The 24,718-nt window shown below is 50.5% G+C and carries 23 protein-coding genes and 1 other annotated feature; of the genes, 6 read left to right on the forward strand and 17 right to left on the reverse strand.

Annotated elements, in window-relative coordinates:
• The first annotated feature begins 44 nt into the window (after positions 1–44).
• A complete protein-coding gene (locus ABDB98_RS16180; protein WP_438420675.1) occupies positions 45–962 on the forward strand; it encodes a DMT family transporter in 918 nt (305 codons plus the stop codon).
• Positions 963–996: 34 nt separating this feature from the next.
• On the opposite strand, the gene ABDB98_RS16185 is transcribed toward ABDB98_RS16180, so the two are convergent.
• Both ABDB98_RS16185 and ABDB98_RS16190 read right to left on the reverse strand, forming a co-directional pair.
• A complete protein-coding gene (locus ABDB98_RS16185; protein WP_022553812.1) occupies positions 997–2,337 on the reverse strand; it encodes an amino acid permease in 1,341 nt (446 codons plus the stop codon).
• A gap of 62 nt (positions 2,338–2,399) precedes the next feature.
• Positions 2,400–2,639, reverse strand: a binding site (T-box leader).
• Positions 2,640–2,730: 91 nt separating this feature from the next.
• Positions 2,731–2,889: a hypothetical protein gene (locus ABDB98_RS16190; protein ID WP_016937878.1), complete on the reverse strand. Its 159-nt coding sequence runs from the start codon at positions 2,887–2,889 to the stop codon at positions 2,731–2,733.
• A gap of 151 nt (positions 2,890–3,040) precedes the next feature.
• Between ABDB98_RS16190 and ABDB98_RS16195 the strand changes: the two genes are divergently transcribed.
• The 3 genes from ABDB98_RS16195 (at position 3,041) to ABDB98_RS16205 (ending at position 6,980) form a co-directional block, all read left to right on the forward strand.
• A complete protein-coding gene (locus ABDB98_RS16195) occupies positions 3,041–3,898 on the forward strand; it encodes a MurR/RpiR family transcriptional regulator (protein WP_060964229.1) in 858 nt (285 codons plus the stop codon).
• Between the two features lie 182 nt (positions 3,899–4,080).
• Positions 4,081–5,625, forward strand: a complete 1,545-nt coding sequence (gntK, locus tag ABDB98_RS16200; RefSeq protein ID WP_060964228.1) for a gluconokinase — start codon at positions 4,081–4,083, stop codon at positions 5,623–5,625.
• A gap of 26 nt (positions 5,626–5,651) precedes the next feature.
• A complete protein-coding gene (locus ABDB98_RS16205) occupies positions 5,652–6,980 on the forward strand; it encodes a GntP family permease (RefSeq protein ID WP_438420676.1) in 1,329 nt (442 codons plus the stop codon).
• 34 nt (positions 6,981–7,014) lie between these two features.
• On the opposite strand, the gene ABDB98_RS16210 is transcribed toward ABDB98_RS16205, so the two are convergent.
• The 5 genes from ABDB98_RS16210 to ABDB98_RS16230 form a co-directional block, all read right to left on the reverse strand.
• Positions 7,015–7,737 (reverse strand): LutC/YkgG family protein, encoded by a 723-nt coding sequence (locus tag ABDB98_RS16210; RefSeq protein WP_438420678.1) that lies wholly within the window; start codon positions 7,735–7,737, stop codon positions 7,015–7,017.
• Positions 7,737–9,167, reverse strand: coding sequence for a LutB/LldF family L-lactate oxidation iron-sulfur protein (locus tag ABDB98_RS16215; RefSeq protein ID WP_060964225.1), 1,431 nt, complete (start codon positions 9,165–9,167; stop codon positions 7,737–7,739). Before ABDB98_RS16215 ends, ABDB98_RS16210 begins: the two co-directional genes overlap by 1 nt.
• A 27-nt stretch (positions 9,168–9,194) precedes the next feature.
• Positions 9,195–9,911: a (Fe-S)-binding protein gene (locus tag ABDB98_RS16220; protein ID WP_438420679.1), complete on the reverse strand. Its 717-nt coding sequence runs from the start codon at positions 9,909–9,911 to the stop codon at positions 9,195–9,197.
• Between the two features lie 171 nt (positions 9,912–10,082).
• Positions 10,083–11,273, reverse strand: coding sequence for a PLP-dependent aminotransferase family protein (locus ABDB98_RS16225; RefSeq protein ID WP_438420680.1), 1,191 nt, complete (start codon positions 11,271–11,273; stop codon positions 10,083–10,085).
• A 30-nt stretch (positions 11,274–11,303) separates the two neighbouring features.
• Complete coding sequence (locus ABDB98_RS16230) at positions 11,304–12,023, reverse strand: FadR/GntR family transcriptional regulator (RefSeq protein WP_438420681.1); 720 nt, start codon at positions 12,021–12,023, stop codon at positions 11,304–11,306.
• A 204-nt stretch (positions 12,024–12,227) separates the two neighbouring features.
• On the opposite strand from ABDB98_RS16230, the gene lutP reads away from it, so the two are divergent.
• On the forward strand, positions 12,228–13,904 hold the full coding sequence (lutP, locus tag ABDB98_RS16235) for an L-lactate permease LutP (protein ID WP_438420682.1): 1,677 nt from the start codon (positions 12,228–12,230) through the stop codon (positions 13,902–13,904).
• A 36-nt stretch (positions 13,905–13,940) separates the two neighbouring features.
• On the opposite strand, the gene rpoN is transcribed toward lutP, so the two are convergent.
• Positions 13,941–15,251, reverse strand: coding sequence for an RNA polymerase factor sigma-54 (rpoN, locus tag ABDB98_RS16240; protein WP_438422161.1), 1,311 nt, complete (start codon positions 15,249–15,251; stop codon positions 13,941–13,943).
• A gap of 77 nt (positions 15,252–15,328) precedes the next feature.
• On the opposite strand from rpoN, the gene yvfG reads away from it, so the two are divergent.
• Positions 15,329–15,547: a protein YvfG gene (gene yvfG, locus ABDB98_RS16245; RefSeq protein WP_003151570.1), complete on the forward strand. Its 219-nt coding sequence runs from the start codon at positions 15,329–15,331 to the stop codon at positions 15,545–15,547.
• Between the two features lie 13 nt (positions 15,548–15,560).
• On the opposite strand, the gene ABDB98_RS16250 is transcribed toward yvfG, so the two are convergent.
• Genes ABDB98_RS16250 through ABDB98_RS16290 form a run of 9 tightly spaced genes read right to left on the reverse strand, consistent with a single transcriptional unit; the run spans position 15,561 to position 24,716 of the window.
• Positions 15,561–16,526 (reverse strand): polysaccharide pyruvyl transferase family protein, encoded by a 966-nt coding sequence (locus ABDB98_RS16250; protein WP_438420683.1) that lies wholly within the window; start codon positions 16,524–16,526, stop codon positions 15,561–15,563.
• The gene (locus ABDB98_RS16255) at positions 16,505–17,677 is read right to left on the reverse strand and encodes an aminotransferase class I/II-fold pyridoxal phosphate-dependent enzyme (protein ID WP_438420684.1); all 1,173 of its coding nucleotides are present in this window, start codon (positions 17,675–17,677) and stop codon (positions 16,505–16,507) included. Before ABDB98_RS16255 ends, ABDB98_RS16250 begins: the two co-directional genes overlap by 22 nt.
• Before the next feature lie 4 nt (positions 17,678–17,681).
• On the reverse strand, positions 17,682–18,329 hold the full coding sequence (locus ABDB98_RS16260; RefSeq protein WP_438420685.1) for an acetyltransferase: 648 nt from the start codon (positions 18,327–18,329) through the stop codon (positions 17,682–17,684).
• Positions 18,326–18,934, reverse strand: coding sequence for a sugar transferase (locus tag ABDB98_RS16265; protein ID WP_438420686.1), 609 nt, complete (start codon positions 18,932–18,934; stop codon positions 18,326–18,328). The genes ABDB98_RS16260 and ABDB98_RS16265 overlap by 4 nt, the downstream gene beginning before the upstream one ends.
• Positions 18,931–20,448 (reverse strand): MATE family efflux transporter, encoded by a 1,518-nt coding sequence (locus tag ABDB98_RS16270; protein ID WP_438420687.1) that lies wholly within the window; start codon positions 20,446–20,448, stop codon positions 18,931–18,933. The genes ABDB98_RS16265 and ABDB98_RS16270 overlap by 4 nt, the downstream gene beginning before the upstream one ends.
• Positions 20,445–21,479, reverse strand: coding sequence for a glycosyltransferase (locus ABDB98_RS16275; protein WP_438420688.1), 1,035 nt, complete (start codon positions 21,477–21,479; stop codon positions 20,445–20,447). The genes ABDB98_RS16270 and ABDB98_RS16275 overlap by 4 nt, the downstream gene beginning before the upstream one ends.
• Positions 21,476–22,552: a polysaccharide pyruvyl transferase family protein gene (locus tag ABDB98_RS16280; RefSeq protein ID WP_438420689.1), complete on the reverse strand. Its 1,077-nt coding sequence runs from the start codon at positions 22,550–22,552 to the stop codon at positions 21,476–21,478. Before ABDB98_RS16280 ends, ABDB98_RS16275 begins: the two co-directional genes overlap by 4 nt.
• A 4-nt stretch (positions 22,553–22,556) precedes the next feature.
• Positions 22,557–23,594 (reverse strand): glycosyltransferase family 2 protein, encoded by a 1,038-nt coding sequence (locus ABDB98_RS16285; RefSeq protein ID WP_438420690.1) that lies wholly within the window; start codon positions 23,592–23,594, stop codon positions 22,557–22,559.
• An 18-nt stretch (positions 23,595–23,612) separates the two neighbouring features.
• On the reverse strand, positions 23,613–24,716 hold the full coding sequence (locus tag ABDB98_RS16290) for an EpsG family protein (protein ID WP_047477235.1): 1,104 nt from the start codon (positions 24,714–24,716) through the stop codon (positions 23,613–23,615).
• Positions 24,717–24,718 lie beyond the last annotated feature (2 nt).

Consider the following 24,718-nt stretch of genomic DNA (forward strand, 5'->3'; position numbering starts at 1 on the left):
TTACCGTATCATATGATGGAATTGTTCTACAAGGAGTGAACGACGTGAAACAGCTTTCGAAAATACAGACAGCTCTCATGCTGGCGTTTTTAGTTACGGTATGGGGGATTAACTGGCCGCTGACAAAGGCCGCGCTCGCCTATTCGCCGCCACTTCTGTTTGCCGGAATCCGCACGCTGATCGGCGGACTTCTATTATTAATGGTGGCGCTGCCCCGTTTTAAAAAGCTGCGTTTTAAAGAAACGTGGCCGATCTATCTTATCTCTGCTATTTTAAATATTACTTTATTTTACGGTCTGCAAACGGTCGGCTTGAATTACCTGCCTGCCGGCTTATTTTCAGCCATCGTGTTTTTCCAGCCGGTTTTAATGGGTGTTTTTTCTTGGCTGTGGCTCGGCGAATCGATGTATCCTTTGAAAATCGCCGGGCTTATTCTGGGCTTTGCCGGTGTCGCCGTCATCAGTGCAGCCGGTTTCGGAGGTCATATTTCCGTCGCCGGCATTCTTTTGGCCTTAGGCTCCGCAGTCAGCTGGGCGCTCGGCACGGTATATGTTAAAAGAACGGGCGGACGCGCGGACTCGATCTGGATGGTCGCTCTTCAGCTTCTGATCGGCGGCGTGCTGCTTGTCAGCTCCGGCAGTTTTTCAGAAAGCTTTTCAGCGATTCAATGGAAAGCTCCGTTTATTCTGAGCCTTCTGTTCATTTCGGTATTTGTCATCGCGCTCGGCTGGCTCGCCTTTTTTACGCTTGTTGGTTCAGGGGAAGCAAGCAAGGTTGCCTCTTACACCTTCCTGATCCCGCTCATATCCATTGTCGTCAGCTCGATATTCCTGCATGAGCCGCTGACCGTCAGCCTTTTAGCCGGACTGCTTCTGATTGTCACAAGCATTTGTTTGGTGAATATAACACCGAAGAGACTGAAAACACCTGCTTTGGCCGCAGAAAAAAAGGCCGCTCATTAAAAAAACTCTTGCCGCGGGGCAAGAGTTTTTTTATTTATTGACGTCTCCCTTTCACGAGATACGCAGCCGTAATAAGCAGGTAGATGGCCGCGGTGATGCATGTGATGACAATGGATGTCGTCGCAATTACGCCGATCAGGATGGCCAAAAGCGCAAGCACCGCGAACCATGTCGTGTACGGGAACCATTTGACGTAATAAGCCGGCTGTTCTGTTGAATGTTTTCTTGATTTCAAATGGGCGAATCCGATAATCAGCCAGATGAACAGCACGGTATAGCCGAGTGAACCCATCAAATAATTAAACGTCTGGCTTCCTGCAAATAAAGAAATCAGGACGCCTACATATAAAAATGACGTACAAGTCAGAATCGCATAGACGGGAACCTTTTTCTTCGATAGTTTTGAAAAGATTTTCGGCACCCGGCCGTCAGAAGCCTGCGTAAATAAGACGCGGGATGACCCGTATAATCCCGAGTTCATAGACGAGATAATCGCAAGAAGAATGACGGCATTCATAATATGGTCGGCACCCGGAATTCCGATCATCTTAAATACTATGACAAACGGGCTTTCTGGAACGCTGTTGACTTGATTCCAAGGAATCAGGCTGACGATGATGAAAAACGGCAGCAAGTAAAAAGCGACAATCCGCGTTAACGTGCTTCGGACAGCTTTCGGAATCACCTTTTCGGGATTTTTTGTCTCCGCCAGCGTGACGCCGATGATTTCCGTTCCGCCGTATGAGTAGATCACGACGAGCATCGCCGTGATGACGCCCCCCGCTCCATGCGGGAAAAATCCTCCGTGATCCGTTAAATGAGACAGCCCCGGCGCCGTGTGATTGCCGAATGAGAAAAATAATAGCAGAATTCCGCATAAAATAAAGATGACAATCACTGTAATTTTAATGAGCGCGAGCCAGTACTCCGTCTCGGCAAACAGCTTCACAGAAAGCATGTTTACGACCGTCACCACGATAGAAATAATCAAAGCGAGTATCCATATCGGACATTCCGGCAGCCAATATTGAATGAAAATGGCGGCTACGACCGCCTCCGCGGCAATATTGAGCACCCACATTTTCCAATAGATCCAGTCTAAAAAGTATGCAGCGTACGATCCGAGAGACTGCTGAACCAAATCACGGAACGTCCTTGCATGTTTGTTTCTGACGGCCATTTCGGCCAGCCCCTGCATAATAAACAGCAGAATGATTCCGCCGAGGAGGTAGGCCAGCAGCACGGAAGGCCCGGCTTCATCAATCGCCGTGCTGCTGCCTTTAAAGAGCCCGGCCCCGATTGCGCCTCCAAGCGCCATCATCATAATGTGTCTGGACGACATCGTCCGTTTCAACGTTTGCTTGTCCTTTTCCATCTATCACACGCCCTCTCGCAAAAAGTGTTCATCACATAAAAAAGCACGCCGCCTCTTTTTAGAAAAGAGACGGCGTGCCTCAGGCAGCCGCGGTACCACTCTTGTTGATCCCGAATATCCGGAATCCAGCTTAAAAACCTTTTAACGAAGGTCAGCCGTTAGGACATAGGGAATATTCCGACAATTCCGTTCCGCCCTGCCACTTCCGGGCGAGTTCAAAGAACAATCAGTCCGCGTTGCACCACCCCGCGGCTCTCTTCTTCTGACTGGATTCTTTTACTGCTCCCGTTCACAGTGTTTTATGTTAAATGAATCTCTTGAGTTTTTATTTTCTGAATATAGTAACATAATATACAGTCTTCTAATTTTAAAGTCAATACTAATTTTTTCCGTCTATTGTCCTTCCCGGTCATTCGAAAATCTCAGCTGAAATCCGGAAACAAGGCTTTGCTTTCCGGGTGCCGCGCTTTCCGCTTTCACCTTAGTGTTTGCGTATAAAAACAGCGCAAGCGCAATGCCGAAGGATATGACGAGAATCCATGCTTTTTTCATCCAGATGCCTCCTCACTTTCTATCATCGGCGGCCTTTCTCTTTTTTTTATACGCCAAATCGAAAAAACAATTTTAAAATTCTGTTTTCCTTATATTGAAACTTGCTTTATCATAAAAGTATGCGTTTACATTCGAATAGGGAGGTTATAGCATGACCCCTGTCAATTCAAGCAGTATCGGGAAGATTCAGGCAGCCAGCAAAGGCTTGTCGCCAAAATTGAGAGCGATTGCAGACCATATCGTGAAGGAACCGAAAGACGTGGTTCATCTCTCTATCATTCAGCTGGCGGAAAAAACGAAAAGCTCTGAAGCGACGATTTTCAGGCTGTGCAAGCGGCTCGGTTTTTCCGGCTATCAGGATTTGAAAATCGCGCTTGCTCAGGAAATCGTTCAGGAGCCTGTGCAGCACATTCATGAAGAAATGAGCCCTGATGACGATACCGAAGTCATCATCCAAAAAGTTTTCCGCGCAAATATTTCCGGCCTGACCGATACGTTTCAGTTGTTAGATCCGGCCGATGTTGAAAAAGCGGCAGAGATGATTCACGGCGCAGACAGAATCGAATTTTACGGAAACGGCGGCTCCGGGCTGATCGCCACAGATGCGTATCATAAGTTTATGCGCACGGGCATAAACTGCATCGCTCACACGGACTCTCACTTTCAGGCGATGTCAGCGGGTCTTCTCGGTCCCGGAAGCGCAGTCATTGGGATTTCTCACTCGGGGAGCAACAAAGATGTGCTCGACGCGGTAAAAACGGCCAAATCGCTCGGCGCGGGCACGATCGGCATTACAAGCTACCAAAAGTCGCCGCTCACCCAGATTTCTGACGTTGTGCTGTATACATCAACAAGGGAGACGGCCTTTCGAACGGAAGCGATGTCCGCAAGACTCGCCCAGCTGACGGTCATTGATACACTTTATTTCGCAACGGCACGTCTGCGGCAGGAGAAAACGCTCGCCAACTTGCAGCAAATCAGAAAAATGATCGCGCACAAACGTTTGTAACCGTTTTCTGAATATTTATTTTTCAAAGAGAAAAGCCGATACAGCGGGAATTGAGGCAATTTTGTGAAAAAAATTTTCTTCTCTATCGTTGATTTATAAAAAAATTATTCCTATAATTGACTTTGTAAGGGCATACATTATCAATCTATCTTATTATTCAATTAGAGTAGGCGGGATATATTATGAAGGAAACCCAAGCTGTTATCGGTCTGGATATCGGCACGACCAGCACGAAAGCCGTTCTGTTCGGACCAAGAGGCAAAGTGCTATCCAAACATTCGGTTCACTATGATTTAATACAACAGAAGCCGGCATGGGCCGAGCAGGATCCCGAGCACATTTTGGAAGCTGTTATCGCGAGCATCAGAGGCGCCGTCACAAAGGCCGGACTGAGCCCGGACAACCTGCTGGCAATCGGTATCAGCACCGCCATGCACTCATTGATTGCTGTCGATCAAAACGGCGGCCTGCTGACCAAAAGCATCATTTGGGCGGACAACCGCAGCGCCGAGCAATCAAAACGGATTTTAAAAGAAATGAACGGTTTCGATATTTATAAAAGAACGGGCACACCGATTCACCCGATGTCTCCCCTTTCCAAAATTGTGTGGATGAGAGAACAGGATAAGGAGACTTTCGCGAAAGCCGCCAAATTCATCAGTATTAAGGAATATATTTTGCACGAGTTTTTCGGAACTTATGTCGTTGATTATTCGATTGCTTCGGCAACGGGGCTGTTCCGTTTAGAGACGCTTTCATGGGATGAAGAAGCGCTCCGGATTGCCGGAATCCGGGAAGATCAGCTGTCGGACCTCGTGCCGACCACTCACCAGCTATGCGGCCTTGCACCGGAAATCGCGGCACGGATGGGCATTCATGCGGATACTCCGTTTATCATCGGCGCAAATGACGGCGTGCTCGCCAATCTGGGAGTAGGCGCGATCGGCAAAGGCGAGGTAGCCGTTACGATCGGAACAAGCGGAGCCGTACGTTCGGTGACGGATAAGCCGGTGACGGATGAAAAAGCGCGGACGTTCTGTTATGCGCTGACTGACAAGCATTGGGTCATCGGAGGACCGACGAATAACGGAGGCATTATGCTGCGCTGGCTTCGTGATGAGTTCGCTTCTCCTGAGGTCGAAACGGCGAAGCGGCTTGGCATTGATCCGTACGATTTAATGATTGATATCGCGGATAAAGTGCCCGCAGGCTCTGATGGTCTGCTGTTTCTTCCGTTTTTATCAGGAGAGCGCGCGCCGTTTTGGAATCCGAATGCCCGCGGAACGTTTTTCGGCATCAGCCTCCGCCATAAACGGGAGCATTTTATCAGAGCAGTGCTGGAAGGCGTCATCATGAGCGTCTTTTCGATCGGTGTCGCACTGAGAGATTTGGCGGGCCCCGCAAAAGATGTGCGGGCATCCGGAGGGTTTGCGAGATCGCCGCTGTGGAGGCAGATTTTGTCCGATACGATGGGACGGGAAGTCCTCGTTCCGGAAAGTTATGAGGCATCGGCGCTCGGAGCTGCCGTCCTCGCTTTACACAGCATTGGCGAAATGGAACAGATTGAGGATGTTCAGGACTGGATCAGAATTTCTCACCGTCATGAACCGAATGTCAAAAACAGCGAAACATATATTGAGCTGTTTTACTTATACGAGCGGCTGTATGACAAGCTCAAAGATGAATTTGACGTCATCAGTGAATTTCAGCTCAAACAAAGCCGATAATTCTTCTTTGAAAGGGTGAAAAGGTCATGTTACTGTTTATAGTCATTGCCGCTATTATCGTTTTACTCTTATTGATTACGGTCGCTAAGTTAAATCCTTTTATCAGTCTTTTGATTACATCCATTCTTGTCGGTTTTGCAGCTGGCATGAAGCTGCCGGACATTATCACTTCGATGAAAACCGGGCTCGGCAATACGCTGTCTCTGCTTGCGATCGTGCTGGCCCTCGGCACGATGCTCGGAAAAATGATGGCTGAATCAGGCGGTGCGGAGCGGATCGCCCACACCCTGATCGGCCGTTTCGGCAAAAAGAAAGTGCATTGGGCGATGGTGGCCGTCGCTTTTATCGTCGGCATCCCGGTCTTTTTCCAGGTCGGCTTCGTCCTGCTCGTGCCGCTTCTGTTTACGATTGCGATTGAAACCGGTGTTTCATTAGTGACGATCGGAATTCCGCTCCTTGCGGGACTTTCCGTCGTGCACGGATTGGTTCCGCCCCACCCGGCGGCGATGGCGGCTGTCGGCATTTATCACGCCAATGTCGGAAAAACGATTGTGTATTCTTTAATCGTCGGCATTCCGACTGCTATCATCGCAGGTCCGCTTTACGGAAAATGGATCGGTAAGCGCATTCACAAATCCGTCCCCGAACTGTTAAAAAAACAATTTATTGAACGGAATGAAAAACGCAAGCTTCCGGGATTCGCAAATACATTGTTTACGATATTAGTACCGGTGATTCTGATGCTTATGGCAACGCTTGCCGAAATTGCGCTTCCGGAAAAAAGCGCGCTCTATGACACTTTTAAATTTATCGGCGACCCTGTCACGGCGCTTTTGATCGCCACGGTTTACTCCTTTTTCAGTCTTGGATTTTATCAGGGCTTTAACAGAGAAAGCATTTTAAAATTCAGCAATGACTGTCTGGGACCGATCGCCTCCATTCTGCTCGTGATCGGAGCCGGCGGCGCTTTTAACAACGTTCTGATTGATTCAGGCGTCGGCACGTATATCGCAGACATGGCGAAGCATTCGAGCTTCTCTCCCGTTCTTTTAAGCTGGACGATCGCGGCGGTCATCCGTGTCGCGACAGGTTCAGCGACTGTCGCCATGATGACGGCGGCCGGTATTGTTGCACCGATTGCATCTGTCATGCCGGGGGTCAGCAGCGAGCTTCTTGTTTTGGCAACGGGAGCGGGCTCTTTGATTCTTTCTCACGTCAACGACTCCGGTTTCTGGCTCATTAAAGAGTATTTCGGAATGACCGTGAAAGAAACGTTCCTGACATGGACGGCGATGGAAACGATTATTTCTGTCAGTGCGATTTGTTTTATTATGATCATTAACGCGTTTATATAAAAAACAACCCCCGGTTTTGGCCGGGGGTTGTTTTTTATCGGTCATTAACAAGGATATAAGCGGCTTTCACGGGTCCGTGGACGCCGACAACCAAGTCCATTTCGATATCGGCCGAGTTGCTCGGTCCGGTAATATAGTTGATGCAGGAAGGAACGGTGACGCCGTCTCTGATCTGCTGTTTCAGTATATCGCTGGCCTGCGTCATTCTCGGTACAATGGAAGATTTCGGGATGATTGCGATATAGGTAGTCGGAAGCAGGCTGACTGATCGGCCGGCATGCTCTGACGCATACAAAACGACGGTGGCTGATTCAGCAAGCGTAATCTCGCTGAATGTAATGCCTACATTCGCTTGTTCCGCTTTTTCAATATTTTTCGCTCCTTGTTCCGCATCCCATTCCCAAACCGGAATGCCTTCATCCGGCCACTCTTCCGACATAAGAGTCTGCAGGCCGTATGTTTCAAACCGGCTGTCGTTCGGAATGATGACAGGCCCTCCTTCAAAACGGTCCACCTGCATGCGCAAAGCGGCGTACAGCCCGGCGGCATCCGTTTCGATCAGCTCGGTATGAATGTTGACGCAGTGGTCTTTCAGCATCGTGACAAGATCATCTTCCGTACAGCCCGCATGCGTTTCATATTGAGGCTGGTACTTCCATTCAGGCAGGGACACGCCTGCTTTTCTGCGCTCTCTGCCCAGACGTTCAGCGATCCGGTTTAAAAAGGATTCCTGATGTTTAACCGTCCCTTTCATCATCATTCTTCCCCCTTTTGTTTTTCCCGGTCAAAAAACCAATCTCTGAATCTCGATTTATGCGGCGCCGGGAAGTCCCGGACTGCGGTCCATCCCTTTAACGGCCCCGGCCCTTTTGATATTTTGTCATCTTCCGTAAACGGCGTCATGGCGGCAGGCGCCCATTTTGATCCCATTTTATAAAGGGACGGGGATGACGAGCCGATCCCGAAGGCTTTCATGGCCAGTTTTTCGCCAAACGGCGCTTTGCCCTCTTTTTCCACGATGTTCTGCCGATGCTTGAGCAGCAGCTCGTGCAGCGGAATTTTAACAGGACACGCTTCCGTACAGGCCGCGCATAAGGAAGATGCGTACGGGAGCTCCTTATACTCATCATATCCGCCGAGAAGGGGCGATAAGACGGCGCCGATCGGACCCGAATAGATGGAACCGTACGAGTGTCCGCCGACATGCCGGTATACGGGACAGACATTGATGCAGGCGGCGCAGCGGATACATTGCAGCACTGATTGAAATTCCGTGCCGAGTATGCGGGAACGCCCGTTATCCACGACCACGAGGTGGAATTCCTCCGGCCCGTCTGCTTCTCCCTCCTGCCGGGGGCCCGTCAGCGCCGTAATGTAACTTGTAAGCCGCTGGCCGACCGCACTTCTCGTCAGCATGCTGACAAGCACTTCAAACTCAGAAAATGAAGGAACGATCCGCTCCATTCCCATCACGGTGATCTGCGTCTTCGGCAGCGCGGACACAAGGCGGCCGTTTCCTTCATTTGTCACGAGACTGACCGATCCCGTATCTGCGATTGCAAAGTTGCAGCCCGTGATGCCGACATCCGCTTCGAGAAATTTTTTCCGGAGGACGCTGCGCGCATGCATGACGAGCTCTTCCGGTTTTTCGGTCTGTTTGTATTCGAGTCTCTCTTTAAACACGTCACGAATCTGCTCTTTGTTTTTGTGAAGAGCGGGAGCAACGATATGTGACGGCGGATCGTGATCGTCAATCTGGAGAATATATTCGCCGAGATCCGTTTCTGTGACTTCACAGCCCTCTTCTTCAAGCACTTCGTTCATATTGATTTCTTCTGTCACCATAGATTTGGATTTTACGATTTTTTTGGCGTTTTTCTGCCGGATGACATCGCGGATATAGGAGGACGCTTCTTCCGCCGTTTCGGCGAAAAATACGTGTCCCCCTCTTTTGGCGACGTTTTCGGCGAGCTGTTCTAAATAGAAATCAAGATTGTCCAGCACATGCTGCCTGATTTCCTCCGCATGGGAACGCCAATCCTCCCAGTTTCCCAATTCCTCTGCCGCCTGAAGCCTTCTCGTCCTGAGCCGTTCCTGCGCTCCGGAGACGGCTCCTCTCATAAACTCATTATCTATTCCTTCTGATACCCGCTCTTTAAAAGCCGCGGTACCGATTTTCATCGCCATGATTTTACCCCCTTGTGGTTTCTCGTGTTATCTGCTGTTCAGCACTTCGGCGATGTGCATGACTCTGACGTTTTTATCCTTACGATCAAGACGCCCGCCGATATTCATCAGACAGCCGCAATCCGCCCCGATCAGCACCTCGGCTTCCGTGTCTTCCACGCAGGCGACCTTTTCATCCACCATTTGCTCAGAGATTTGCGCCATTTTCACTGAAAACGTTCCTCCGAATCCGCAGCATTGATGTTTTCCGGGAAGCGAAGTAAAATCAAGCCCCTTTACATGGCGCAAAAGCTTCATCGGCTCCTCCGACACGCCGAGCAGCCTTGTCATGTGGCACGACGTATGTAATGTCGCTTTTTTGTGCAGTACCGCCCCGACATCCTCCACCCCGAGAACATTGACGATAAAATCTGTTAACTCATACGTTTTATCCGCAAGCTGCTGCGCTTTTTCCGCCCACTTCGGATCGTCCTGAAACAGATGCGGATATTCACGGAACATCGTCGTACAGGAACCTGACGGACTGACGACGTACTCCGCTTCCTCAAACGCGGCAATCATCTGCTTCATCGCTTTTTTTGCGTCCGTCACATACCCGCTGTTGTATGCGGGCTGCCCGCAGCAAATCTGACCCTCGGGAAAATCCACCTCACACCCGAGCCGTTCCAGCACCTCAACCGTCGCCTTTCCGACATTGGTCTGGAACATATCCACAAGGCACGTGACAAATAATGAGACTTTCATGATGAACCCCTCTTTCATCCTCAATATGTGATCCGGTCATCTGATGACCTGATTTTGGAAAGCTCTATAAATATCCTACACTATTCTGAATATGGATTGGAAGGTTTTTCTGAAAAATCCTTTTATCCGATGCGCTAAGAGCAAAAAAAGAGAAGCCTTAATGCTTCTTCTTTACACCTTATTTTCCAGCAGGCGTCCCAGCCGTTGGACCCCCTCTATTAGCGCGGCTTTCCCTGCGTAACTGAACGACAGGCGGAGATATTCTGCGCCATCTTCCTGATGCAGAAAAAAATATTTACCGGGTACATAGGAAACACCGTGAGAAAGAGCCCGCTCCAGAAGTGCGGACGTATCCGCCCCCGGCACTTTCACCCAGACAAAATAACCGCCGTCCGGCACGTGCCAGGATGCGGACTCCGGCAGATATTGCTTTAATGCGGCGATCAAAACGTCACGTTTGCTCCGGTATGCTTTACGCAAGGCGGCGAGCCGTTCTTCAACATTCGTTTGTTCCAAATAGACGGCGGTCACCGCTTGAGAAAATGGATGATCCAAGTCTTTTTTAAACCAAGACAATGCCTTGATGAATGCAGCGTCCCCTGCAATCCAGCCGATTCTCAGACCCGGGGCGATGACTTTTGAAAATGAACCGGCGTACAGCACCCGGCCGTTCTGATCCATGGCTTTCAATGACGGCGGGATATCCTTGAATCCGAGCTCGCCGTATGCGTCATCCTCCAAGATGAGAAAATTATATGTGTCGGCAAGCTGAAGCAGGCGGGTTCTCCGCTTCGCTGACATCACGGTTCCCGCAGGATTCTGAAAAGCGGGTATCGTGTAAAGAAGACGCGGAAGCACAAGCCCTTTGCGTTTTCTTTCCTCAAGCATGAAGGCTAATGTTTCTGTTTGCAGACCGTCTTGATCTGCCGGAATGCTCATCATATGCGGTGTGTAATTTTTAAAAATCTCAAGCGCTTCCATGTAAGCCGGAGCTTCTGCGGCAACGGCGGTTTGTTCATCGAGGAAAACCCGGGCTGCCAGATCTATCGCCTGACAGGCGCCGGAGGTCACGAGCAGCTCATCGTCACGGCAGCGAATGCCGCGGAAGGATAACCGTTCTTGAATCTGCTTTTTCAAAACGGCCGGCCTCGGGCTTCCCATATAATGCAGCGGCAGATCGCGCTCCTCATCCAGAAGGCGGGACGCGGCTTCTTTCAGCTCCTTAGCAGGAACGAGCGCGGGATCGGGATAGCCGGAATGCAGAGGGATGCACGCTTTTGGAACAGCCGGCATCCACTCCCCGGGAGGATCGTTTGTCAAAGCTTTCTTTACATGGTCAGGAAAAAAAGATTCGGCCTGCATGTGATCATATCCCCTTTCACAAGTCAGCTTCTATACATTTTCTTCAAAATAAGCCCCCAGCACTTCTTCCACATTCGTCAGGTGCACGGTCATCGCAGCTTCCGCTTCATCCGCGTCTCCGGCGGCGACGGCGCTGTATATGCGTTCATGCTCTTCATACAATCGCTGCACGCTCGTTCGTTTAGAAAACAGCCAGATTCTTCTCGTTTCTCTCATCGTTTCCAAAAGAAGCGCAGAGACATGATTCATGAGATGCTTGAGCAGGCCGTTTTGTGATGCTTCCGCCAGCGCCATGTGAAAGGAGAAATCTGCTTTTTCGCCCAATTCTTCGTCTCCGTCGATGTCTTTCATCTCCATGAGGGCCTGGCGGATTTTTTGTAAATCCTCTTCGGTGCGTTTTTCAGCGGCCATGGCGGCGACGCCGAGTTCAAGCAGCTTTCTGACTTCGAGCAGCTGTTTGACATCCTCTTTTTTCATTAAGAGAGCGGAAGAAAGCGGCTGGGAAATATGGGACGGCTCAAATTCTCTTATGTATGTGCCTTCTCCCTGCTTCATGTCGACAAGCCCCATCGCTTTTAAAGCTGACAGCGCTTCTCTGACCGCCGAGCGGCTGACCTGAAAGCTCTCGGAAAGCGCCTGAACGGAATCAAGCTTTTCACCCGGCTTAAGCTCGCCCGCTTTTATCTTCTCCAGCAATGCATCAGCGATTTCTTCGTAGATTTTTTTCGTTTTAATTTGTTTATATTTCAACGCGATCACCCCGTCACTTGTGAATCTTGATGTTTATCGTCTATTATACTTCTTTTTTCGCACCGCCGACAGGTTCAGACAATTTGTTCAAGAAAAGGATTGTATTTTCAAAACTTTCAAAATATAATGCTAATTAACCCGGTCATCAGATGACCTTATCATAAAAGTAATCGCTTGTATGACATAAGGAGGGGTTTTTTAGGGATGCAATGGACACAGGGGTATGCTCCATTAGGGGGAAATTTGCTCTTATCGGCAGCTTGCGCGCTCGTGCCGATGATCTTCTTTTTTTGGGCGCTTGCGGTGAAACGGATGAAGGGGTACATAGCGGGGCTTTTGACGTTAGCCGTTTCGCTTTTAATCGCTGTATTTGTGTACGGCATGCCGGCGGAAAAAGCGGTGCTGTCGGCTTCGCAGGGAGCGGTGTACGGTCTGCTTCCGATCGGCTGGATTATCGTCACATCGGTCTTTTTGTATAAAATCACCGTGAAAACGGGACAATTTGAGATTATCCGGAGTTCAGTGCTGTCCATTACAGATGACCGGCGTTTGCAGGCGCTGCTCATCGCCTTTTCTTTCGGGGCGTTTTTAGAAGGCGCCGCCGGTTTCGGCGCTCCCGTCGCGATCTCGGCCGCTTTGCTTGTCGGACTTGGTTTTCAGCCGCTTTATGCGGCGGGGATTTGCCTGATTGCCAATACGGCGCCTGTTGCCTTTGGGGCGATCGGCATTCCGATTACCGCCGTCGAAGGTCCGACCGGGATACCGGCTATGGACATTTCCCAAATGGTCGGCCGGCAGCTGCCGTTTTTATCCGTGTTTATACCGCTTTATTTAATCATTTTGATGAGCGGGTTTAAAAAGGCTTTTGAAGTATGGCCGGCCATTCTTGTTTCCGGCGTCTCCTTTGCAGCCGTGCAGTACGCAAGCTCGAACTTTTTAGGGCCTGAACTGCCGGATGTGCTGTCAGCGCTGGTTTCCATGGCCGCGCTCGCTGTGTTTTTAAAGTTTTGGAAACCGAAAACGGCCTTTCGTTTCGCGGCAGAACGGGAATCAGCAGCGTCCATCGACGGGGTGCCGGCCGTGTACGGAGGCGCTCAAATATTTAAAGCGTGGTCTCCTTTTCTTCTTCTGACGGCCATGATATCCGTTTGGGGGATTCCCGGCGTGAAGGCCGCCCTGACCGGCCATTATGAAGGAACGTCAATTTGGCTTTCCTGGCTGAATGCAGCCGGGCGAGCATTGACTTTCACGCCTCCCGTCCCATTTGTAAATCAGCAAATTCTTCAGGCGGACGGCACGCCGATTGAAGCGGTGTACAAGCTTGAGCTTCTCGGTTCAGCGGGCACGGCGATTCTGATTGCCGCCGTCATCTCCAAGTTCGCACTCGGCATGTCGTGGAAGGCATGGGGCGGGGCGTTTATAGAAACGGTGAAGGAATTGACGCTTCCGATCGTCACCATCGTTTCTGTTGTCGGCTTTGCTTATGTGACGAATGCTTCCGGCATGAGCACGACACTCGGTCTTGCGCTTGCCATGACGGGCGCGATGTTTACCTTTTTTTCACCGGTGCTCGGCTGGCTCGGCGTGTTTATTACCGGCTCTGATACGTCGGCCAATCTGTTATTCGGCGGATTGCAAAAGGTGACGGCGCTCTCTGTCGGGATGGAACCGGTTCTCTCCGTCGCCGCCAATTCATCAGGCGGTGTCACCGGAAAAATGATTTCTCCGCAATCCATTGCGGTTGCCTGTGCCGCTGTCGGTCTGGCGGGCAAGGAATCAGACCTTTTCCGCTTTACGATTAAGCACAGTCTGTTTTTGCTTTTGCTCGTCTGTCTCATGACATTTTTACAGCATCATCTGTTTTCATGGATGATCCCGTAACACGGAGAACCTCCCCGGGTATGGCTCGGGGAGGTTTCAGCTGTACCGTTTTCGCGCAGATGACGGCGGGATATTTAATTGGTCACGGTATTTGGCGACGGTGCGTCTGGAGATTCGGATGTCATGTTGTTCGTGCAGCAGATCGGCAAGCTTTTGGTCTGAAAAAGGTTTCTTTTTATCTTCTTTACGGACCAATGCTTCCAGATGGGCTTTTACGGCATAATTGGAGGCGCCGCCGTCTCCCGATGATTCAGCTTTCGCTGAGAAAAATGTTTTCATTTCATACAGTCCGTACGGCGTCTGAACGTACTTCCCTTTAATTGCCCGGCTGATCGTTGATTCGTGGAGCTCCAGCGTTTCCGCCACCTCTCTTAAGGTCAGCGGCTGCATTCCGCTTTTTCCTGTGAGAAAAAAGGATGCCTGCCGTTCAGTCAGGACGCCGATGATTCTCGTGATGGTTTGTTTTCTTTGCGATAACGCCCGGTTCAGCCAGCGCCATTCCTGATATTTCGCCGACAGATAATTTTTCGTATCACGGCATCCGGCGGCTGACAATAGCGGCTGGTAATGGGCATGAAGCTGGATGTCAGGGAACGAACGGTTGTTGAGCCGCGCTTGAATGGTGCCGTTTTTCACCGTGATGAAAATATCCGGTTCCACGTAAAAACCCGGCTCCTCATGCGCATAACGGAGCCCCGGCCTCGGATCAAGCGCGCTGATCATGTCAAAGATGTCCTGAATGTCTTTCAGCGGAATGCCCGTCTTTATTGTAAGCGCTTTCCAGTTCTTTCTTGCAAATAGCTCAAAATAGGCGCCGGCAATCCATTCCGCCTGTTCGTTCCGCTCAGGCAGACGGCGGAGCTGAAGAAGGATGCATTCCTGCAAAGACCTAGCGCCGATTCCCGCGGGCTCAAGCGATTGAAGCTTTGCGAGAACCGCTTCCGTCTCCTCCAATGATGCGGATACATGGTCGGCAGCAGCTTGTATGTCCTCATTTAAATATCCGTTTGAATCCAAAGAATATATCAGATAATTAAAAATTTTCTTCTCATCATCGGACAGCTTCATGTCCAAGGCCTGCTGTTTGAGCGAATCCTGCAGCGTTTTGCGCGTAAGTCTGATCTGCTGGCTTCCGTCCCGTTCTTTCATCCTGTTTTTACTTGTTTTATGGTAAGATAGTGGCGGCGTGTCTGTTTCCTTTCGTTCAATCAGAGGGTTTTCCAGTGAGAGCTCATCAATATATCCGGCCAGTTCCGCGGAATTGTATCCGAGTAATGCGATGGCCTGTTTAAGCTCTTGCGTTAATTGAGGCTTTAACATTTGTGTTTGCTGAAGTTTCATATCCATCATGCTCACTCCCCTTTTTTCATTGTACATGATTGGTTTCATACCGTATATACTTATTAAAAGGAGTTGCTTTATAGATGTCAGAACTTTTTTCTGTTCCGTATTTTATTGAAAACTTTACACAGCATATTGAAATGAATCCGAATGAAGACCGAATTCATGCGATGAACAGCTATTACCGCTCCGTCGTCTCAACCCTTGTCCAGGATCAGCTGACAAAGAACTCGGTTGTGCTCAAAAGAATTCAGCATTTGGATGAGGCATATAACAAAGTAAAACGTGGAGAAACAAAATAAACCTTCCGCTCATTCAAAGCGGAAGGTTTTCCTTCGTGCCGGCGGTTTCCCCGATCAGACGGACGTCCGGCGCTTCGTGCATCCAAGTGTGATAATAGTTGGCGTTTTTCCCGTATGAATTATCAATGACGGTATTTGGTTTCCCGAGAAGCGAGGACAGAATGTGGCCGTGAAGCCTTGACGTTTCCACCGATTCGTACCTGCTGAAAAACAGGACCGCTTTTTTCGTTAAGAAATCGGAATAGAGTTTCCAAAACCGCGCAATCGGCAGCGGGTTTCCCGCTTTTTTATTCAAAACATTCAGCGTTTGGAAAAAAGCGATCCCCCGGCGGTCGCTTGCTGACAGCACATGCTGCCAGTCGCAGCTTTCAACGGAAGAATCGGTTTGCAGATTCGGATTGATTTCCCCGTCCGTGCGGATAAAATGAAGCTTGCCGCGTGACGGAGCCGCTGCCGTCCGGATCGGATACAGCTGATGGGCCATATCCGGCATAAGCCCGATATGATTTGCCGAAAAAAAGCGTTTCGCGGTTTCGTATGACACATGCTCTCTCGTAAACAGGTGCAGATCCTTGTGCTCCGCAAAAAGCGCCGCTGTCTTTCGCAGCCGTGTTTTATCCTGATAATAGATGGTTTGCGGCAGAATGACGATCCTGTTTTCCGGAAAGGCTTTGACGATTCTTTCTCTGAACGTCTGATAGTACGGGTAGAGATCCCCGAAATTCCCGCCTCCCTGGCAGACGATGATCGTTTCTTTGCCCGCCCGGCGCCCGAATGGAAAATTATCCGGATTCCAGCGCTGTTTCACGCGGATGCCGTGCGCTTTAAAAAACGCCTCCGTCCCTTTCATAATTAATAAATCCCCTACATTTCCGTAGAGGGGATAGTCGGCATACATGATGTCAGACTTGGGCGGTATGACGCTGAGCAGACCTGCCAGCGTCTCTTTTAATCGGCTCATGACATGGCGGCTGTCCATGTTTTCTCCCCTTTCGTTTCAAACAGGTGCGCAAGTGCGTCAATGACACGCTGCTGCTCATCAATAGACAAGTCAGATCCGGACGGCAGACAAATCCCCCGGCTGAAAAGATTCTCAGAGACCCGCTCATCTTCACTGTGAGGATAAAAGACAGAAGACGAGAAAAGCGGCTGCGTATGCAGCGGTTTCCACAACGGACGGGCCTCAATATTGTGTTTTGCAAGACAAGCGACGGCTTCTTCCGGCGTCACGCCGTTATCAAGCGTCAGAGCCGTGAGCCAGCGGTTTGAAACCGTTCCTTCAAGCTCCGGCATCATGCGGATTCCCGGATACGTTTCCAGCGCTTCCCGATACCTGTGAAAAATGTCTCTCCTCGCCCGGACACGATCTTCGAGCACTTCCAGCTGTGATATACCCACACCTGCGAGAATGTTGCTGAGTCTGTAGTTATAACCGAGCTCGCTGTGCTGGTAATGAACGGCGGCATCTCTCGCCTGTGACGCAAGAAACCTCGCTTTTTCAATCGCGGCTTCATCGTCAGACACGAGCATGCCGCCTCCCGATGTTGTAATGATTTTGTTTCCGTTAAAGGAATAAATGCCGAAACGGCCGAATGTGCCGCTCTGCCTGCCTTTATATGTTGATCCTAAAGACTCGGCAGCATCTTCAATCAGACAGACGCCATATGCATCGCAAAGACTCATGAGTTCATCCATTTTTGCGCTTTGGCCGTAAAGATTGACGGCGATCACCGCTTTCGGGAGCCTGCCGCGCCGTTTTGCATCCCGGAGCGCCCGCTCAAGCGCATCGGGCGACATGTTCCACGTCTCCCATTCCGAATCAATAAAAATGGGCTCTGCCTGCTCGTACACAATCGGATTCGCCGTGGCGACAAATGTAAAGGAGGGGCAAAATACAGCGTCTCCTTTTTTCACACCCGCAAGCCGCAGGGCAAGATGGATGGCCGCCGTTCCCGAGCTTACGGCCGCCGCGCTTTTCACTCCCGCATATTCCGCCAGCCGCGCTTCAAACGAATTGACGAGCGGACCGAGCGGCGCAATCCAATTGGAACGGAAGGCTTCCGCGATGTATTCCTGTTCTTTTCCGCTCATATGCGGCGGAGACAAATAAATCCGTTTGTTTGTATGCATGAAATCATCCTTTTTCATTATGAATAGAGGAGATGACGCGGGCTGGAACACCGACCGCCGTCACATGGCCGGGAATCCGGCTGATGACGGCAGCCCCCGCACCGATCACGGACCAAGGGCCGATGTCCATCTGCGGTATGACGGACGCGCCGATTCCGACGTGCGCTCCTTCCCCGACTTTCACTCCGCCGGCAAGCGCCGCGCGCGGTGAAAGATGGACGTAATCTCCGATTGCATTGTCATGATCGGCAACCGCACCCGTATTGATGATGCAATGGGCGCCGATGTCAGCGCCCGCCTGAATGACGGCGCCCGCCATCACAACCGTTCCGTGTCCGACGGAGGCCGTTTCACTGACGATTGCCCTTGGGTGAATGAGTGCGGCATAATTGTCATGTTCGATCCCAAGCGTTTCAGCAAGCTGCTTTCTGACACCGTTATGTCCGATGCATAACGTGAACACGGCTTCGGGGACGAGTTGCAGAAGCATGTGCACGTCTTTCGTCCGGCCCGTATATAAACCGGCCCGAACGGCAAAACCGCTGAATCCGTCGTCCAATACGCCCGCAAGCTCCATATCGGAACGGGCCTGCACGATTTCCTTCACCACTTTTCCGTGTCCGCCGTTTCCAATCAGCACGACCTTTTTCACGATGACATATCTCCGCTGCCTGTGAAGCGCTTTACCGTCACTTGGCCGTCTTGGTGTATGCCTTCTGATACGAGAACTTTTTTCACCGTTAAAAGCAGAATCTTTAAGTCGAGAAGGAATGAGCGGTTGTCGACATACCACACGTCAAGCTTGAATTTCTCTTCCCAGGAAATCGCGTTTCTCCCGTTAATCTGCGCCCAGCCCGTAATTCCCGGTTTCACCTCGTGCCGCCGCGCCTGCTCCGCCGTATAAAGCGGCAGATAATCCATCAGCAAAGGGCGGGGGCCGACAAGACTGATATCGCCTTTAATCACATTAAAAAGCTGGGGAAGCTCATCGATGCTCAGTTTTCTGATCAGCTTCCCCGTTTTGGTCAGACGGAGATGATCCGGAAGCAGCACACCGTTTTCATCACGCGCATCCGTCATCGTCCTGAGTTTATACAACGTAAACGGACGCCCGTTATGCCCTGGTCTCGTCTGTTTGAATAATACGGGAGACCCGATGGCGCATCTGACGGCTGCCATGGCGAAGAGAAGAATGGCGCTTGTGCCGCACAATAACAACATCGCGGCCGCTATATCAAATACACGTTTCGCCTTCAAATCTGAACAGCTCCTTTCACTTTTCGGCATTTCTGTAAAGCAAGCCGCCTTTCTTCTTTCGTACAAATGAAGAAAAAAGCGAATGCGGCATAGCTCATGCATACGGCAAGCCCCGCGGCGATCAGACCGGCCCAGCTGTCAAGCGGTGAAAACAGCCGGATACCCCGGCAGACAGCCCAGGCAAATGCGGCCGCCGCCAACGGACCGAACATGCCTTTGTAAAACGCGGTTTTCTGAAAGCCGGTAATATGCGAAACATACAGCGGCGTGAAGACGGCGTTTTTCAAAATGAGAGAGACTGCACCGGCAATTGTGATGCCGTACAGGCCGAGATGAGCCGGTCCGCTGAGAACCACGGCCAATATGACATTCAGTCCGCCTAAGCATAAAGTAACGACGGCGGGCGTTTTTTGTTTATTAAAAGCCGTCCATACGTAAAAAAGCGGCATGACAGAGAGACTGACCGCCAAGTACCCGGCGTGAATGTATAAAAGCGGCGCCGTCTGTACAAATGACGGGCCCAGCCAAATCGCCAGAAACGGTTCCGCAAGCCCTCCCAATAATGCCGCGGGAAGCGCGAGCAGAAGCCCGTTCAGCCGCACGGCCTTATTGGCGTAAGACAGGAGGCCTTCCATATCGCCTTTTGAATAGCAGGAAGTCAAAACCGGCGCAAACAGCGAAGCAAGCGTCCCGGCAAGACTTCTGAGCAGGAGCGGAAATTGAATAATCGCGGCATAGACACCCGCTTCAGACGGCCCCAGCACGAGGTTGGCCGTCATGAGGTCAATCTGCAGAAACAGCAGCACGCCGATCTGGTTGACAGAGCTCCAGGCACCGGCTGAAAACAGCACTTTGCTCGTCTGTAATGACAAGGTTTTACGGCTGAAAGAAAACCACGGAATCAATTTCTTAAAAAAGAAAAACGTCAGCACCGCAGCACAGACGGCTCCCGCTAAAGCCGAAAGCTGGATCTGCCAGATCTTCGGCGGCAGGCACGTAAACAGAGCGAGCACACACAGCACCCTGACTAGCATTTGCACGGCCTGAATAGAACTTGTGATATAAAGCTTGTTGGCAAAAAACGGCCCCGTCGCGAATCCCGCCGTCAAAAACGTCAGCATAAACAGCACACTGCCGATGACGATAGAGAGCCTCACATCCGTAACCAGCCCGGCCGGCACATTCATGATCTTGTCAATAAAAAAAGCCGTCCCGGCGAGCGGCACAGCGAGCAAGAGAGATATCACGGCAGACGCGGCTAAATAATTGCTTACATACGCATTGGCCTCATCCCTGTTGCCCCTGTGGGCGGCGACGGTGAAAAACCTCACAACGACAGAGCTCAGCGCAACGGTAATAATTGAGAAATAGTTAATGATATTCTGTGTCAGATGGACAAATCCAAAAGCCTCCACACCTAATGTTTTCACAATAAAGGGCGTCATCCACACTGATAAAAACACCGATAGTAAAAACGCCGTCACATTGGCGCCGAAATTAATGGCAAATTTCATGCTCCTTCCGCACTGCCTTTCTCTTTCGATTTCCGTTCGAAAAATGCATGCAGAAGAAGCGGAAGGCGCATTTTGCACAGACCGAGCACCACACGCTCCCCCGCCAGCAGCTGTTTATGCCGGCACGGCGTGCTGCGCACCGCCGTTTTTACCATGTCATACGTCAAAATTCTGCCGATGTGCGCCGTAATCTGATGTGACGGCTGCGGGGCGGCGCATGCGTTGGCGATCAGCATCGGGATCTGATGCTTGCACAAATACGTATCGATATCGTCCCGGCAGGCGTCCGTCAGCCCGTTCGCCTCATAAAAAGCCATTTTCGCTTCATATTGCTTCTGAAGTTCGTCATCTAAGTGAGGCTTAAACGGTGTTTCTGTAAGGCTTTGCGGGTTTTCCCGGTACACGTACAGCCCTTCATCTATCACTTTGACACGCGAGGCTTGCCGGAACGCTGCCAAGTTAAAAGGAGAATCTTCGGCAAACCGGATATCTTCATGGAACAACAGCCCTTGCAGCGCTTCTCTCCGGTATATATAGCGCCACACATACCAAATAAACCGATGTTCGTGCGCGCGGGTCAGCAATGCAGTCATCTCAGCCGCCGTGAAGACGCGGCCCGGCGGAAGGGACGGCGGCATATACGTTCTTTCTTTAGACGGCGTTTCTTTGTAATAACCGCAGCCGGCGATATCAAGCCGGTTCTTCTCCGCTTCTTCATAAAGCCGCTCGAACATCGTTTCCGCCACATAGTCATCGCCGTCTGCAAAACCGATATAACGGCCGCGGGCGGCTTTTATTCCGGCATTGCGGGCCGAGCTGAGGCCGCCGTTTTCTTTATGAATCACCCGGATTCTCGCATCTTCTGCGGCGAATTGTTCGGCAATCCGGCCGGACTGATCCGGTGAGCCGTCATTGACGAAAATGATTTCGATGTCTCTCAGCGTCTGTTTTGTTAAAGATACCGCGCATTCTTCAATAAAAGGCTCTGTCTTATACATCGGGACGATCACGCTCACAAGCGGCGCGTTCATTGGGCATCACCGCTGATTTTCGAGCGCAGTCCGGCAAAATAAACACTGCGCAAAGAATCGCCTGCCTCATGCTTGCCGCTCAGCAGCCCGTTTACAGCGGCCGTCACGGTTTCAGGCTCCGGACGTTCAAGCAGTGTCATGTTCGGTATATGTTTCAGCCATTGAAAGCCTTCCATCACTTTATGATCAAACGAACGAATGACGACACAAGGCGTTTTCGTCAGCGCGCAAAAAATCATCCCGTGAAGCCTGTCAGTGACAACCGCCTCCGCGCCTTTCAGCGTATTCCACAGCGCCTCCAGCTCCCCTTCGCGTGTATGGCGGCTGACCCTTCGGCCGACCGTCGTGGTAAAGGTATGCAGCTCTCCGTACTCTTTTTTCAAAGCTTCTTTTACCATCGTTCTTTCCTCAGCTGTCAGCGCACTCTCCTTATCCTCCCGTAAACAAAGGTAGATCCCTTCCCGCGGGATGCGCCGCTCGCTTTTATCCAAATATAAGACCATATCAGGCTGTTTGAGCACAGTTTTTCCGGGAAAATGCCGCTTCATCCATTGATACGTCGTCTCATCTCTCGCCATCAGCAGAAGATCGGGATGCGCATTGTACACTTTTTGGGCGCGTTTCAGTTCCTTCCGCCCCTTTTTTGAATCAGAAAAGTGAGCCGTCGCCGGAAGCTGAACGATCCGATACTGCCGGAATGTTTTTATAATAAAACGGCGCGTCCATTCCTCATACCGGTACAAATCCCCTATGTTCCCGCCGCCGATGATGAATACCATATCATCGGGATGGCGCTTTTTGATCAGCGCTTTTGCGGACCTGTAAATATCCTTCATATCGACCTCAATCAGGTCAAAATCGGGATATTCCCGTTCAAGAAACGTTTTGCTTGCGTAGGCGATGGCATGATCACCGAGATTATCGTGGGACGGAAGCAGCGTCAGAATGATCTTTTTTCTTGCCGCTGTATGCTCCGCCCTGTCCGCTGCCGTTCCGAAATGAAATTGGGACGGGTATTTGACCTTTAGCAAAAGCCATTCCGCGAGATTGATTTTTAAAGATTGTATCGACATGTCTTCACCCTCTGATTTTCATTTTGTACTCGATTGCCCGCTGATACGCGGCTGATGCCAGCGATACGAACGGAATCAGCTTCAGCCTCGCCAAAAGCAGAAGGCATGAGCGTTTGGCGTCAAACGGCTCCGTTCCGGTTTTGGAAAGACTCAGCCGAAACACGGGATCAGCGCATATCCGGCTGATATTCCGCCATTTTTCGGAGAACCGGCCGCCGTTGTTCCGCTTCCATTCATTCAGCAGGCAGACCGTTCCATGCTGGACGATAAAATAATCAAGCTCCTGCCGGTATTCCTGTAAGCAGCCGTTTTCACGCAAAAAAGCCTCGTTCAGCCGATAGAGAACGAGACCTGAGTCAAACAGCTTTTTCTGATAGCTTTGCACAATGGAAGTCAAGTGAATCCGATAATGATAGAGCGGCTGATCCACGTACGAAACCGCCCCGGCAAATACATGCGCCCGAAGGCTGAAGTACTGGTCCTCCACGTGCTCAAGCTCATCCCGAAGCGGAAAGCGCAGCCGATGCTGTTCGATCATGGCCCTTTTGTACAGCTTGTTCCATGAAAATCCGCTGACTCTTCCTTCAAATAAATCTTTCAGGTACAGCTGTTTCGGGCGGCCATCGTAGGCTGAAGCGATCGTTGAAACGGCGGTTTTCCCTGTATCCGCAAATTCGGCCGCATATTCGCAAATCACGAGATCAGCCTGAGATGCCTTCGCTTTTTCATACATGCGCAGGCAATAGTCGGGTTCAACCCAGTCGTCCGCATCAATAAAAGCGATAAACTCGCCGCGCGCCGCCTCAATCCCCTTGTTGCGGACCGCGCCGAGTCCCCGGTTTTGCTGATGAATGACCCGGATTCTCTCATCCCGCTTCTGATAGGTTTCAAGAATGTCCGGGCTTTGATCTGTTGACCCGTCATTGACGGCGATGATTTCGATATTGGCGAGCGACTGATTGAGCAATGAATCTAAGCATCTTTCTAAATAAGATTCCGTATTATACACAGCAATTAATAAACTGACCGCGGGTGTTTCCATATAAACCTCCAGTATTCATTACCGGGAAAAAATCGTTCTGTACGGAAGCACAGACGAATCGACCGGCATAAGCAAATAGCTGTAAAGAAAATAACAGACAATAATGGCGATATAGATCAGCGCATTCGATTTTTCATCAAAAATCCTCACAAAATAAGGGATCAGGATCATTTGGTAAAGGCCGAAATATATATTAAACCGGGCAAAAATAACATCCTTTGTCGCCAGCAGACCGAAAAGCAGACCCAGCAGACAGAAATTCACGATGACATCAATGTCAGGCCAGAGCTTCCGCAGCCGCTCCCGGTAGCAAAAAGCCAAAAACAGCGGCAGAAGCAGCACCGCGATTTTTACGACGTTCATCCCGTTCGTGTTGGTCATCAGCCATTTCTCATAATGGCCGTACGAACTGTTTTCCAGCACGACGACAAACAGCGAAATGAACTTCTGATACAGAAACGTCATGAGAAGAAACAAGGCCGACAGCCCGAAAATCGCGGGCGACCAGGCTCTTCTTCTGACAATGAAATAAACCGGAATCATGATTAAGGCCGAGGAATGAAAGAGCGAACACAACAGCACGATGGACATATAACGCTTCCAGCTTCCATTTATCACATAGCGGACGGCCCAAAACAAAACAGCCGCCACCATATACTGCCTGATTCCGTTAAAGGAAGCGTAATAATGATACGTGCCCAAAAACAAAAACACACTCAGTTCAAATGGACGTCCGAACTCAACGAGCCCCTTTAAAATAAAGCTGCACGTCACGACCGCCACGGTGAAATACATAATTTGCGGATCTTTCGTGATAAAATTCATGAGCCAGATAAGAGCGGTAAATCCCGGATCAACGGCTGCTTTTTTCGCTCCGAACCCGAAGATCTCCCATATGCTCCCGTAATTTCCCGCCAGTTTGTACATCAGCGCGTACGTCTGAAAATCCGTCCCGACTCTGTAACGCAAACCGGAAACCAATACAAGCGATAGCAGCGGAACGAGCATGACGAGCTGATTCGGCCGGTATCCGGTTGAAAGCGATTGATCACGCCCGCCGCACATTTTTGCGAACCATGACCAAATATAAACAATTCCCATATTGACTACATATACAATCATTC

It is taken from the genome of Bacillus siamensis (assembly GCF_051628075.1).
Lineage (GTDB): Bacteria > Bacillota > Bacilli > Bacillales > Bacillaceae > Bacillus > Bacillus siamensis.